Genomic DNA, 12728 nt, shown 5'->3' with positions numbered 1-12728 from the left:
GTCCGGCAATCTGCCGGAGCCCCTCAAATCGAAATTGGAGGAGATTAAGATGGGTCATGTTTTCTTTTTTCTGCATATGATCGGGACACTGGCACTCGGTTTCTATCTGGTGCTGCCGTTTATCTTAAGCGGGACGGCTAAGCTGTCCTCCCCGGCGAAGGAAGGCACGCTCACTGCAATCGGCGGCTTCAACCGCTTTGCCCAATACGGGCTGGTGATTCAGCTGCTGACCGGCGGCTACATGATGACTAAGGGCGAGTATTCTGTACCCTGGATGATCATTGTTACGGTGCTTCTGCTGGCTATGTTCGCGTTCGGCGGGATTATGACCAAGCCCCTGCGCCTTGCTGCGGCTGGCATGAGAGAGAACCGTGATGTCTCTGCGGAGACTGCCAAGATCCGTACCATGAGTCTGCTGCTGATGGTCTCGCTGGTCGTCATGATCTTTTTCATGGTCTACAACACAATTATCTAAATAACCTGCTACCGGATGGGCAGTGTGATAACAGCTCTGGAAGCCTCGGCCTCCAGGGCTGTTTCGCATGTCTGGATGCACATGGTTGGATATTGTTCCCAACGGCTATGTATTCCGGTACACTGTGATCAGGTGCTTGGTTCATTTGGCATCACATACATACTTAGGAGTGAGCGCAGTAATGATAGGAAGAAAATTAGTAACGGTCGGGCTGAGTCTGGGCTTGCTGCTGGGTTCAGCCGGGCATATGTCTGCGGCAGCCGATTATGAAGGACACTGGGCGCAGAAGCAGATGAGCCGCTGGCTGGAAAAGGGATGGCTGAAGGGATTCGCGGACGGGTCAGTCCGGCCGGATCAGGCGATCACTAGAGCGGAATTTATCGCGTTAATCAACCAGTTGGCCGGGCTGACGGCTGAGAGCAAGGTGAAGGCTGATTTCAGCGATCTGCCTAAGACAAGCTGGGCATACGAAGAAATCTCGAAAGCGCTGGAAGTGGGCATCATCAAGGGTTACGGAGGCACGATTCGTCCGGGCGATCCCGTTATGCGCCAGGAGGCGGCGATTATGGTGAGCAGAATGATGTATTTTGAGACGGGAAGCACGGAGGTATTATCCATGTTCAGCGATAAGGATCAGATTGCAGGCTGGAGTGAAGCCGATGTCGCTGCACTGATCAATGACGGAGGAATGAAGGGGTACCCGGACGGGCGGTTTGCTCCAGAACAGGCGATGACCCGGGCCGAAGCGATTGCACTGCTGGATTATTACAATGTCACAAGCGGTGGCTTGCAGAGTGTAACTATCGGCCGTTCTGAGGGGCTCGGAAGTTTTGAACCGGGAGCCATCAAATACTATAACAATGTTACCGTATCCGGCTATGATGTGCTGCTGCAGAATCTGAAGATTTTTGGAGACCTGGTCCTGGAAGAAGGTATTGGCAACGGAGAGGTAACCTTGGATAGTGTTGAAGTGCTAGGAAAGGTCATCATACAGGGAAGCGGAGATCCCTCAGTGCAGCTCAAGAACACAACCATGAACCAAGTGATTGTGCAGAAGAATAGTGGAACTGCCCGCCTGGTCACCGAAGGTACAGCCTGGGTGAAGGCATTGTCGGTACAGTCCGGTGTAAATCTGGAAGAGGGGGAGGGTACCGGAGACGGGTTCACAGATATTGATCTGCCATCCGGCCTTGCAGCCGGGATCGTAGTGACGCTTAACGGCAATTTCGGAGATGTGAATATTGAAGCCAAAGGACCCGTCCTCCACCTGCAAAAAGGCTCCATACGCACGCTTAAGACCGCTGCCACTGCAACAGGGGTTAAGATAGAGCTGGATGAAGGGACAACAGTGACGCAGGCGATTCTGAATATGTCAACAAAGGTTAGGGGTGCGGGTAAGGTTCAGGATGCAATTGTGAAGGAAGATGAATAGAGTTCTGGAAATAAGGCCGCTATCCCAAGGAGTGAGGTCTTGTCATGAGGGGCGATGTACTGCTATGAAGAGACATCGACCCGATGTATGCGAAAACAAACATGTCTTTCAAGGCACAGCTCCAGCATGAAAATGAACAACGTGCCTAAAAACAGAATACAGCATCCTTCCTCTATATCCCGGTAATCGCCCGGTACTCCCGGTCCAGTATCGCATAAAAGTACTGGTTGACCCACTGGTGGTTCCAGTGTATTTCTTCCCGGAATACGCCCTCGCGGACCATGCCTAGCCTATCCAGCACCTTGATGGATGCGGTATTGTATTCATTGCACATAGCCACGACTCTGTGGGCCTTCCATTCTTCAAAAGCAAGCTTCAAGGCCAGCTGCGCCGCTTCGGTGCAGTAGCCTTGCCCCCGGTATTCAGGGAAAAGGCTGTAGCCCAGCTCCCAGCTCTCGCGCTCTTTTACATACCAGTGTATGCTCAGTTCCCCTACAGGGGTTGCTTCGGGAGTAGCTAGCCGGATCAGGAATTGTCTATGCCAGTCGCTAGCGATTCGTTCCGTCACCGTCTTCCGGACTGCCTCCTTGTCAGTTGGAATCATATCCTCGAAGGGCCAGAGGGCGGTATTGGTCTCCAGTTCTGTGATGAAATCGATATCGTCCGGGGTGACCGGAGATAGTGTGATTCTTGCATTCATTTTGCAAAACCTCCTGTTAGTATGATTTCGATACGATCTTGCCGTCTTTCATTACCCAGCTGACCTGCCGCAGGTTGTTAATATCCGCCAGCGGATCTCCCCCGACGACCAACAGATCGGCCCTCTTGCCTGTCTCAATGGTACCGAGCTCATGTTCCAGCTTACAGATCTTGGCACCGGTTGAAGTGGCAGCCACAATAATCTGCATCGGGGAGAGGCCGGCCTGGCCTAACAGCTGGATCTCCCTCCACGGCATACCGGCTCTGTACCACGGAGGAGTTTCTTCAATAAAATCATCCCCCAGCCCAATCTCCCCGCCTGCCTGAATAAATCTCCGGACATTATCCAGCCCTTGCTCCAGCAGCGGCGCACCGAATTTGTCCTGGAACATCTGGAGTACGGTGAGGGTGGGGACGATACGGATGCTCCCGCTCACCATTTGCCGGATCAGTTGATCGTCCAGCCGGTCGTAGACCATATGCGCAGCATCGCTGATCCCTGCATCCACCAGAATCTGAAGATTGCGTGCACTTGTAACATGAGCAGACACACAAGCACCCATACTCCTGGCCTCCTGGCAGATCGCTTCGAGAATCTCCTGATTCAGCTGCGGCAGTCCGGCGGTTGCGGGATCGTAGCCGTCTTCCAGCGCTGTTTTGATGAAATGTATTCCTTGTCCCAAGACTTCAAGGACCTTAAGCCGCGCCTCCTCTGCACTCCCTACTCCGATAGGCTCCTGACCACCGTACCCGCCTGGAGCGGTGAATACCTTGCCGGATGTAAGAATTCTGGGAGAATTAGCGTCCTCCAACTGCTGCGTATATGTGACCACATCATCAATCGATGCTGCCGTAGTCATCCCCTCATCCCGGATCGTAGTAATTCCTTCCGCAAGGCACGCGGCCAAATATTCCGTATGATATCCGTGCAGCGGCTCATTCTGTATGTACTTGAAGCTGGTATGGGCATGGGTGTGAATAAACCCCGGCAAAAGGAACAGACCCTCAAGGTCGATCACTGTTGTTGCGGAGTCATGCCCGATTCTCCCGTTAATGTCACTATACTGTGTTATGGTGCCGAAACGGCCATTAACAATCTCAATGCTTGCATGATGCAGCGGCTGCTGTCCGGTTCCATCGATTACAGTTCCGTTCGTCAGCAAGATGCGCTCATTTCCCATGATAGAAGCGTCCCCTCAGTTAAGGTAGTTGTCGTTCCCCACAAAGTATAGGACATTCCCCCTAGCGGATATAGATAATATTCTTTTTGGAAACGTTCGTTGCTTACCGTACTACCGTTCCGATATAGGCACCGTTGAATGAAGATTGGCTGTTTGGGCGGCTGCCAAGTGTGGTAAGTAACATAACGTACAGTCAAGCAGGCACACTGCCTGTGCATAAACACCAGACCTTAAGCCATGCTAACATGATTAATCAACAATACTGTGGACAGCGAAAGGAGAATGGATTATGCCAGACACTAACAAACAACCTGTCAAAACTCTGCCCCCGCAGGTACAGGATCAGCGCCCGGGAATTGAGAGTGAGATGAACCCGCTCCCGGAGTTTGAGACACCTGCGTACAAGGCAGCAGGCAAGCTGCTGGGCAAGGCCGCGCTCATTACCGGAGGCGACAGCGGGATCGGGCGTGCGGTTGCCGTGCATTTTGCCAAGGAGGGCGCGGATGTGGTGATCTCCTACTTGAACGAGCATGAGGATGCGGAAGAGACCAAGCGCCAGGTGGAGCAGGAGGGCAGAACGTGTATTCTGATCGCCGGGGATATCGGGGACGAATGCTTCTGTCAGAGCTTGATTCGCCAAACCGTTGAAGGACTCGGCAAGCTTGACATCCTGATTAACAATGCGGCGGAGCAGCATCCGCAGGACCATATTGAGGACATTACAGCGGAGCAGCTGGAGCGTACGTTCCGGACGAATATTTTCTCCATGTTCTACCTGACGAAGGCAGCTATGCCTCATCTTAAAAAAGGCGCTACGATCATTAACACGACCTCCATCACGGCGTATCGCGGCAGCCCGCAGCTGCTGGACTATTCGTCCACCAAAGGAGCCATTCTCAGCTTCACCCGTTCGCTGTCAATGAATCTGGCCGATAAGGGCATCCGCGTGAACGCGGTAGCGCCCGGACCGATCTGGACCCCGCTGATTCCGTCCACCTTTGACGCGAAGAAGGTCAGTGAGTTCGGCGGCACCCAGCCGATGAAGCGCCCGGGGCAGCCTGAAGAGCTGGCACCGGCGTATGTATACCTGGCCTCGGACGATTCCTCCTATGTGAGCGGACAGGTGATGCATGTGAACGGCGGCGAGGTTGTCAACGGATAATGGGTGCAGAATAAGATCTGGATGCAGATTTGTGTGCAACATATAAATTTTATTTTAAAAAAGCCTAACCGCTTGCCGGCAGGCTTTTTTTCTGCGCTTGTAACTATTACAATATATTTCCGTCTATTTAGATAATTTGATATGAAAAGGGGATAGGGATGCTTAGAAAAAAAGGATTCATTCTATCTGCAGCGGGGATTTTAATTTTTCTGGTAGTGTTCATTTATTGGACTCCTTTTGCAGGGAGAGTTGTGGAAAACACAAGATTGGAAGGATATGCAAAAAGCATTGGGATTAGAATTACACAGGAATCGCCGCCGCTACCCCTTGTTACTTCCGGGAAAACCCAAATTCCGGTTACCCAAGGCAGCTATTGCTGGGGAAAATTAGGATGTGCAGATTATACAGGAGGACAATCCTTGGTACAGGGGGTTACTCCCACTGTTATAGCCCCTGAGGGGGGGATCGATGTTGCTTTTACTTATAAACCGGCACCCGGCGGGTTAACCGTTCAGCAATTTGTCGATGATAAAGAAGTGCAAATTCCATTGAAGAACGGCTCTTTTAATGCTCCAAAAGAACAAGGCGTTTATTACTACGGCATATCAGCATTCTGGACATCCGAGGATGGTAAATTTTCAGAAGGGAGTTCATCCGTGGCTTTTGTAATTGAAGTAAAATCTACGAAAGAATAGCTCTAACAGGAATTATATGCTAATATACAAAAAGCAAGGCCAAACAACCGCATAGAACGATCACTAGGGGAGCCGCAAGGCTGAGACGGGCGTATCTGCTCGGACCCTTTGAACCTGATCTGGGTTATACCAGCGTAGGGAAGTGGAGAACGAATATTGCAGCGGGGGTATACGGCTAATACCGGTATTCCTGTTTCTATTCCAGACTGCTTCCTTTACGGGGGCGGTCTTTTTTGTGTTGTGGAGAGGTGTAGTGTGAGCTGGGACAGACGGGAGGGGGAAAGGCGTTGCACGAAATTCATGTCATCTCAGACGGTCGGCTCCACCCTGAGAAGCTTGCGGAGCTGGCTGCGGCGGTACATCCCATGGTGGATTATATCCATCTCCGGGAAAAAGCCATGTCCGCCCGCGAACTGCTGGCGGCGGCGCAGCAGATGCTTCAGGCCGGGGTTCCGCCTTCGAAGCTGGTCATTAATGACCGGATCGATATTGCCTTGGCCGCTGGGGCAGGCGGTGTACAGTTGGCCTGGCATAGCCTTCCGCCAGCCGCAGCACGCGGGCTTGCACCGGGCCTGCGGATCGGCAGGTCGGTACACTCGCGGGAAGAGGCGGCGGAGGCTGGAAGGCGGGGAGCAGACTTCTGCCTCTACGGGCATGTTTTCCCGACGGCCTGTAAGCCCGGACAGCAGGCACGGGGACTTGCGCAACTGGCCGAGGCTGTCCGCTGGAGCCGCATCCCGCTGATTGCGCTTGGAGGGATTACCCCGGGTAATGCCGGAGCGGTGCTGGCCCAAGGGGCGGCTGGCATTGCTGTCATGTCGGGGATCTGCGGAGCCCCGGACCCGGTGGCAGCGGCCATGGCGTACAGGGAAGCGGTCCACAGGGACAGGGCAGCGGAGCTGGCTGAAGCGCTGGATATGGCTCAAACACAGGGCACAGCAGGAGGTGAACAGGCATGAATGTGACCGTTAACGGAAAGAGGCAAAGAATCGAAGAGAGCTGCCGGACACTGGAGGATCTGCTCTCCCGGCCCGAGTGGGCCGGTAAGCTGGTGATTGTCGAGCTGAATGGTGAGCTTGCTGGCAGAGAGGTTTACGGAGAAACACTGCTCAGTGAGGGGGACCGGGTGGAGCTGGTTCATTTTGTAGGCGGAGGCTGAACACGAAGACTTATCCCAGGAGGCGTTAACATGCAAGATCCATTGATGATTGGCGGAGTGACTCTAACCAGCAGACTGTTCATTGGTACCGGAAAATACAGCCGCAACACCCTCATTCCCGAGGTGATTACGCGATCAGGCTCACAGGTCATTACCGTTGCTCTGCGCCGGGTGGACCCGGAGAGCAGTGACAATATTGTCAGCCATATTCCTTCCCATATGACCTTACTGCCTAATACCTCCGGTGCGCGCACCGCAGAGGAAGCAGTACGGATTGCCCGGCTGGCGAGATCGGCGGGGCTGGGGAACTGGGTGAAGATTGAGGTCATCAACGACCAGAAATATCTGCTGCCGGATAATACCGAGACCATCCGGGCGACCGAGATCCTTGCAGCAGAGGGCTTCGTGGTGCTTCCGTATATGAGTCCTGACCTGTCCGCCGCCCTGCGGTTGAAGGCAGCGGGGGCTGCGGCCGTGATGCCGCTGGGAGCGCCGATCGGGTCCAACCGCGGACTGCAGACCAAGGAACTGATCCGGATTCTGATCTCCGAGACGAATCTGCCGGTGATCGTGGATGCCGGAATCGGCAGACCGTCCGAGGCGGCTGAGGCGATGGAGATGGGGGCCGCAGCGGTGCTGCTTAATACAGCGATTGCCACCGCCTCGGATCCGCTGCTGATGGCAGAAGCCTTCCGTGACGCGGTAGCCGCAGGGCGCAAGGCTTATCTCGCCGGACTGGGGCCTGTGGAAGAGACGGCGGCAGCCTCTTCACCGTTGACCGGGTTCTTGGCCTGACAGATGGAATAGGGAGGAGAGAACGGTTATGAGCTTTTATGAGACGATGACCCGGCTGGAGCAGCTGCCTTACGAAGCGTTATGGAGCCGGTATACGGCAGAGGATGTGAAGCGCGCGCTTCGTGCAGAGCGGGTCGATGAAGAGGGGCTGATGGCACTGCTGTCACCGGCAGCGGAGCCTTATCTGGAGGAGATGGCGCAGAAGGCGCACCGCTTAACGCGTACGCATTTCGGCCATGTGATGCAGCTGTTTACACCGATGTACCTGGCTGATTTTTGCGTGAATCACTGCACGTATTGCAGCTTCAGTTCTATTTATGATTTTCCGCGCAAAAAACTGACGCTGGAGCAGGTCGCCCGGGAAGCGGAGACCATCGCAGCCACAGGCCTGCGCCACATTCTGATTCTGACCGGAGAATCCCGCAGGGACAGTCCGGCCGGTTATGTGAGGGACTGCGTGAATGTGCTGCGCCGCTATTTTGCCTCCGTCAGCATTGAAGTGAATCCGCTCTCGACAGCAGAATATGCTGAGCTCAGAGAAGCTGGCGTGGACGGTCTGACGCTCTATCAGGAGGTCTACCATCAGGAAACTTATCGTGCGCTGCATGTAAAAGGACCCAAACGCGTCTACCGCAACCGTCTGGACGCTCCCGAACGGGGCTGTCAAGCCGGGTTCCGTTCGGTGAATATCGGAGCCCTGCTTGGCATGTACGAATGGCGCCAGGAGGCGCTGGCCACTGCGCTGCATGCGAGATATCTGCAGGACAAGTACCCGGAATGCGAAATCGGGCTGTCGACTCCCCGGTTCCGGCCTTACTTAGGCGAATTCAATCCCGCAAGCGATGTAACCGACCGTGCGCTGGTGCAGATTATTCTGGCTTACCGCCTATTTCTGCCGCGCTCCGGCATCTCGCTGTCTACACGGGAGCCTGCGGCCCTGCGCGATCATCTGGTCCAGCTCGGCATCACGAAGATGTCCGCAGGGGTATCCACCGAAGTGGGCGGACATTCCCTGGAAGGGGGAACGCCGCAGTTTGAAATCTCGGACAACCGCAGCGTGAACGAGATGGCCGAGATGCTGCGTTCGCAAGGACTCCAGCCGGTATTCAAGGACTGGGATATCCTGTCCGAGCCGCTTGGGTTGAGGTAGGCAGGCTGAATCTGGTTGAGCCTGATGTGACCAAACCGGATGTAATTTAAACTGATCAGGAAAAACGAATGAACTTAACTTGACTAGACTAAGCGAATCAACTTAAACTGACCAGACTAACCGTGTCTAACTTAAGCTGACTAGACTAACCGTGTCTAACTTAACCTGACCATATGCAAATAACCCGCTTCATGGCGGGTTATTTGCATTGTATAAGGGTTATAAGTTGCATGTGGGCCCAATGTAGGCGAAAAACCGAACACAATCCCTAGCGAGAAGGCTGGTGGACCCAATGTAGGCGAAAAACCGAACACAATCGCTAACGAGAAGGCTGGGTGGGGCCCAATATGTGCGAAAAACCGAACACAATTGGTGCGGAAGGAGAAAATGCGGGCCGTTTAAGAGAGGCATTCGCATAGCATTGTTAACACGTAAGTATATCAGCCAACGCTAGGAGCCAACATATACAAATGCTGTACTCTATTTACTCTATAGATTCAGGCTCTACGGCAGACTGTCCCTGACTCGCACTGGAAGACAGCTCGTCCAGCGACATTTCGAAGCCCGGAGCCATGTGTTTAAGGAAATATTCCATCTCAGGCATCTCCAGCACATGCAGCTTCGCGGCGGTCTGCTCCCTGGCAGCGGCGAATTCGCGGTTGCCTGCGGCGACCTCCCAGACGCATTTCAGGTAAGCGTCCAGCACATCCGCTGCCTTGACGTAGCGGAGCAGTCCGGCATCCTCGGAGCCGGGCGGGCTGGTGTGCGGCTGCAGGAGCGGCGCATAGACTGCGCTCAGCTCCGGCGGGATCATGGCCGCCAGCCGGTCGGCGGCCACCTGCTCCATCTCGCGGAAGCTGGACAGCAGACGCGAGTTGTCATGCTTCACCGGCGTAGCGATGTCGCCGGTGAAGACCTCGGTGGCGTCGTGGAACAGCGCCATTGTGGATGCGCGGTCGGCGTTCAGCGAGCAGCCGAAATGGGCATTGCCGATGGTGCACAGCATGTGCGCCAGCAGGGCGACCTGGAATGAATGCTGCGCCACGTTCTCCGGGGCGGTGCTGCGCATGAGGCTCCAGCGCTGGATATATTGCAGCCGGTAGAGATAGGCGGAGAAATGGTAGTTCAATTTTGAAGTAACCCCTTTCATGAGCAGCTTAATGTGCTATTATAGTAACTAATTGTACCAGAGTTAGGGCCGCTTGAACCAGATGGAGAGGAGACTGAATGAAGATGCAGCATTTTGAAGAGAGCATTTATAATTTGATTGTAGAGACCTCCACGAACCTGCCGGGAGATGTGCGCCGGGCAGTGGCCAGAGGGCGGGCGCTGGAAGACCGGGCGACACGCTCCGGACTGGCACTAACCACGATAGCGCAGAATATCGGGATGGCGGAGCAGCAAATATCACCGATCTGCCAGGATACGGGGATGCCGACTTTTATAATCCATACGCCGGTGGGCGTGAATCAGATAGAGATGAAGAAGGATATTCACAGCGCAATTATCCGCGCTACGAAGAACGGGAAGCTGCGGCCCAATTCCGTGGATTCGCTAACCGGCGAGAACAGCGGGGATAATCTGGGAGCAGGCACTCCGGTGATTCACTTCGAGCAGTGGGAGGAAGAGAGCATTGACGTCCGGCTGATCCTGAAGGGCGGCGGCTGCGAGAATAAGAACATCCAGTACAGCCTTCCGGCAGAGCTGGAGGGACTCGGCAAAGCCGGACGCGACCTCGACGGTATCCGCAAGTGCATCCTGCATTCCGTGTATCAGGCGCAGGGCCAGGGCTGTAGCGCAGGATTCATTGGTGTAGGCATCGGCGGTGACCGTACCACGGGCTATGAGCTGGCGAAGAAGCAGCTGTTCCGCAAGGTTGAGGATGTGAATCCTAATGAAGATTTGGGCAAGCTGGAGAATTACATTATGGAGAATGCCAATAAGCTCGGAATCGGCACGATGGGCTTCGGCGGTGAAGTGACGCTGCTGGGCTGCAAAATCGGGGTAATGAACCGGCTGCCTGCCAGCTTCTTTGTCTCTGTAGCCTATAACTGCTGGGCCTTCCGCCGCCAGGGCATTCTGGTTCATCCGGCTACTGGTGACATTCAGGATTGGCTGTATGAGAGCGGCACCGGGATATCTGTTGAGGGGGAAGCTGCACCGCAGCCGGTTGCTGAACCTGTGGGTGTAGCTGCGGCAGAACGGACAGCTTCCGGCGTGGTGCCAGAGGATGCTACGATTCCTGCGGCACCGGCTATTGTATCCGGGACGGGTGAAGCAGCTTCGGATGCAGCCGTTTCAGGGAATGGGGCAGGATCTGAACCGGCTGCGGCAGCTTCCGCTGGCTCAGGCGGCTCGCGCGAGATCCGCCTGAGCACACCGATCAGCGAGGAGGATATCCGCAGCCTGCGCGTCGGCGATGTGGTGATCCTCTCTGGCGAGATGCACACCGGCCGCGATGCCCTGCACAAATACCTCATGGATCATGACACCCCTGTCGATCTGAACGGTGCCGTCATCTATCACTGTGGCCCGGTCATGCTGAAGGATGATGAAGGCTGGCATGTGAAGGCGGCTGGCCCGACGACCAGTATCCGCGAGGAGCCGTATCAGGGCGATATTATTAAGAAGTTCGGCATCCGCGCTGTAATCGGCAAAGGCGGTATGGGACCCAAGACCCTCAAAGCCTTAGGGGAGCACGGCGCCGTCTACCTCAATGCAATCGGCGGTGCGGCGCAGTATTACGCAGAATGTATCAAGAAGGTCAACGCCGTAGACTTCATGGAATTCGGTATTCCTGAGGCGATGTGGCATCTGCAGGTGGACGGCTTCGCAGCGATCGTGACCATGGATGCGCACGGCAACAGCCTCCATGCCGATGTCGAAAAGGATTCCGCCGCCAAGCTGGCCCAGTTCCGCGAGCCGGTGTTTAAGTAACAGGACCTCAAACAAAGAAACAGCGTCAGCCATGGACGAGAGTAATGTCCATAGACTGACGCTGTTTTATTGAATTAGCGTATACCGGAATTTTTCAATATACGACTCTTTCTTGTGCTCTACACGCTGCAAATGGTCATAGAAGCTATGGGTGAATTTAAACACGTGACCATAATCCCAATCCTGCCCGCTATAGTCCTTTTGCCAAAACTTAATGTCGGTCGGCAATACGTCCGCACGCTCAGCCGGCTTCAGGGGCAAATGATCGACAGGTGAAACCAGCTTGATGGGTTCTCCAGGTACAAGGTTACGGCTGTGGCGCAGAACTGTAATCAATTTCATTAAAGGCGGTAACCCTCTTTGGAAAAAGGAGACATGGCCAAGGTCATACAGGATGTTTAACGCGTGGGAGAAAGTCAGCATATGACCGATCAGATCATGATGTGCTTCTGCCCGGTAAATGACAGGGAAATGAGCTAATTCTTCCAGCACAAGCAAAGAAAGCTCGCCGGGCGTCGAGATGACCGGAAAGCCGTCCTCGTCTGTAACCTCCATCCTCTTCACCTCGGAAGCAGAGAAGCCAATCCATGACCGCCCCGGAATTGTCCGCTCAAACGAGCGGATAAGATCGGTTATTCCTGCAAGATCCTCCGTACTTCCCCAGCCTTTAAGTTCGTGGATGGAGAGCAGACACGATGCGCTGTAAATCACATTATGACCGACCCAGTGTAACTCATCAACCGTTGCATCGAGGGCCTCAAGTATGGCAGTTACAGCCAGCTGCTCGTCACAGCCGGTACGATGTTGTATACCGTTCTCCCCAATTATCCTTTGGATCATTGCTTCGGTCTGCAAAGCTACAAGTCGGGCAAGCTCTGGTGCCGGATTATTCGTTTTAATAAAAAAATAACTGCCAATAGCGGCAGCACCAAAGTGAGCCTGCCAGATATCCCCTGTGTCTTTTTTACATGAAGAGATGATTCTTAATCCGTCCCGCAGAATAGATGGGCTCATTATAATATCGCTCCCCTTATATTGCAGCA

The 12728-nt window shown here is 54.3% G+C and carries 13 protein-coding genes and 1 riboswitch; of the genes, 9 read left to right on the top strand and 4 right to left on the bottom strand.

Annotated features, from left to right (window positions below):
• Positions 1-49: 49 nt before the first annotated feature.
• Both MKY64_RS17025 and MKY64_RS17020 read left to right on the top strand, forming a co-directional pair.
• Entirely contained in the window at positions 50-475 is a 426-nt protein-coding gene (locus MKY64_RS17025) for a hypothetical protein (protein WP_340954528.1), read from the top strand.
• A gap of 181 nt (positions 476-656) precedes the next feature.
• Positions 657-1907, top strand: a complete 1251-nt coding sequence (locus tag MKY64_RS17020; protein WP_340954525.1) for an S-layer homology domain-containing protein — start codon at positions 657-659, stop codon at positions 1905-1907.
• Positions 1908-2079: 172 nt separating this feature from the next.
• Here MKY64_RS17020 and MKY64_RS17015 read toward each other — a convergent pair whose 3' ends face one another.
• Positions 2080-2607, bottom strand: a complete 528-nt coding sequence (locus tag MKY64_RS17015) for a GNAT family N-acetyltransferase (RefSeq protein ID WP_340954522.1) — start codon at positions 2605-2607, stop codon at positions 2080-2082.
• Positions 2608-2623: 16 nt separating this feature from the next.
• Positions 2624-3787 (bottom strand): amidohydrolase family protein, encoded by a 1164-nt coding sequence (locus MKY64_RS17010; RefSeq protein ID WP_340954520.1) that lies wholly within the window; start codon positions 3785-3787, stop codon positions 2624-2626.
• Positions 3788-4076: 289 nt separating this feature from the next.
• Here MKY64_RS17010 and MKY64_RS17005 point away from each other — a divergent pair, with 289 nt between their 5' ends.
• The 6 genes from MKY64_RS17005 to thiH all read left to right on the top strand — a co-directional run bounded on the left by MKY64_RS17005 (position 4077) and on the right by thiH (position 8748).
• Positions 4077-4949 (top strand): SDR family oxidoreductase, encoded by an 873-nt coding sequence (locus MKY64_RS17005; RefSeq protein ID WP_209872520.1) that lies wholly within the window; start codon positions 4077-4079, stop codon positions 4947-4949.
• 158 nt (positions 4950-5107) lie between these two features.
• Positions 5108-5644 carry a hypothetical protein gene (locus MKY64_RS17000; RefSeq protein ID WP_340954518.1) on the top strand — a complete coding sequence of 179 codons (537 nt, stop codon included), beginning with the start codon at positions 5108-5110 and terminating at the stop codon, positions 5642-5644.
• Between the two features lie 55 nt (positions 5645-5699).
• Positions 5700-5802: riboswitch (TPP riboswitch) on the top strand.
• A 129-nt stretch (positions 5803-5931) separates the two neighbouring features.
• Positions 5932-6603, top strand: a complete 672-nt coding sequence (locus MKY64_RS16995) for a thiamine phosphate synthase (protein WP_340954515.1) — start codon at positions 5932-5934, stop codon at positions 6601-6603.
• The gene (gene thiS / locus MKY64_RS16990) at positions 6600-6803 is read left to right on the top strand and encodes a sulfur carrier protein ThiS (RefSeq protein WP_036725578.1); all 204 of its coding nucleotides are present in this window, start codon (positions 6600-6602) and stop codon (positions 6801-6803) included. Before MKY64_RS16995 ends, thiS begins: the two co-directional genes overlap by 4 nt.
• Before the next feature lie 30 nt (positions 6804-6833).
• Positions 6834-7598, top strand: coding sequence for a thiazole synthase (locus MKY64_RS16985; protein ID WP_209872516.1), 765 nt, complete (start codon positions 6834-6836; stop codon positions 7596-7598).
• Between the two features lie 28 nt (positions 7599-7626).
• A complete protein-coding gene (gene thiH, locus MKY64_RS16980) occupies positions 7627-8748 on the top strand; it encodes a 2-iminoacetate synthase ThiH (RefSeq protein ID WP_340954513.1) in 1122 nt (373 codons plus the stop codon).
• Between the two features lie 484 nt (positions 8749-9232).
• Here thiH and yfbR read toward each other — a convergent pair whose 3' ends face one another.
• Positions 9233-9877: a 5'-deoxynucleotidase gene (gene yfbR / locus MKY64_RS16975; RefSeq protein WP_340954511.1), complete on the bottom strand. Its 645-nt coding sequence runs from the start codon at positions 9875-9877 to the stop codon at positions 9233-9235.
• Between the two features lie 104 nt (positions 9878-9981).
• Here yfbR and MKY64_RS16970 point away from each other — a divergent pair, with 104 nt between their 5' ends.
• The gene (locus MKY64_RS16970; protein ID WP_340958106.1) at positions 9982-11685 is read left to right on the top strand and encodes a fumarate hydratase; all 1704 of its coding nucleotides are present in this window, start codon (positions 9982-9984) and stop codon (positions 11683-11685) included.
• A 66-nt stretch (positions 11686-11751) separates the two neighbouring features.
• Here the strand turns inward: MKY64_RS16970 and MKY64_RS16965 are convergent, their stop codons facing one another.
• On the bottom strand, positions 11752-12702 hold the full coding sequence (locus MKY64_RS16965; protein WP_340958105.1) for a hypothetical protein: 951 nt from the start codon (positions 12700-12702) through the stop codon (positions 11752-11754).
• Between the last annotated feature and the right edge of the window lie 26 nt (positions 12703-12728).

It is taken from the genome of Paenibacillus sp. FSL R7-0210 (assembly GCF_038009085.1).
Lineage (GTDB): Bacteria > Bacillota > Bacilli > Paenibacillales > Paenibacillaceae > Paenibacillus_AQ > Paenibacillus_AQ silagei.
This window is presented reverse-complemented; position numbering and strand designations above follow the sequence as displayed.

Excerpts from the sequence above, each read along its gene's own strand:
- MKY64_RS17010 (WP_340954520.1), bottom strand. The coding sequence starts at position 3,787 with ATGGGAAATGAGCGCATCTTGCTGACGAACGGAACTGTAATCGATGGA.
- MKY64_RS17020 (WP_340954525.1), top strand. The coding sequence starts at position 657 with ATGATAGGAAGAAAATTAGTAACGGTCGGGCTGAGTCTGGGCTTGCTG.
- thiS (WP_036725578.1), top strand. The coding sequence starts at position 6,600 with ATGAATGTGACCGTTAACGGAAAGAGGCAAAGAATCGAAGAGAGCTGC.
- MKY64_RS17005 (WP_209872520.1), top strand. The coding sequence starts at position 4,077 with ATGCCAGACACTAACAAACAACCTGTCAAAACTCTGCCCCCGCAGGTA.
- MKY64_RS17000 (WP_340954518.1), top strand. The coding sequence starts at position 5,108 with ATGCTTAGAAAAAAAGGATTCATTCTATCTGCAGCGGGGATTTTAATT.
- MKY64_RS16970 (WP_340958106.1), top strand. The coding sequence starts at position 9,982 with ATGCAGCATTTTGAAGAGAGCATTTATAATTTGATTGTAGAGACCTCC.
- MKY64_RS17025 (WP_340954528.1), top strand. The coding sequence starts at position 50 with ATGGGTCATGTTTTCTTTTTTCTGCATATGATCGGGACACTGGCACTC.
- MKY64_RS17015 (WP_340954522.1), bottom strand. The coding sequence starts at position 2,607 with ATGAATGCAAGAATCACACTATCTCCGGTCACCCCGGACGATATCGAT.
- MKY64_RS16985 (WP_209872516.1), top strand. The coding sequence starts at position 6,834 with ATGCAAGATCCATTGATGATTGGCGGAGTGACTCTAACCAGCAGACTG.
- thiH (WP_340954513.1), top strand. The coding sequence starts at position 7,627 with ATGAGCTTTTATGAGACGATGACCCGGCTGGAGCAGCTGCCTTACGAA.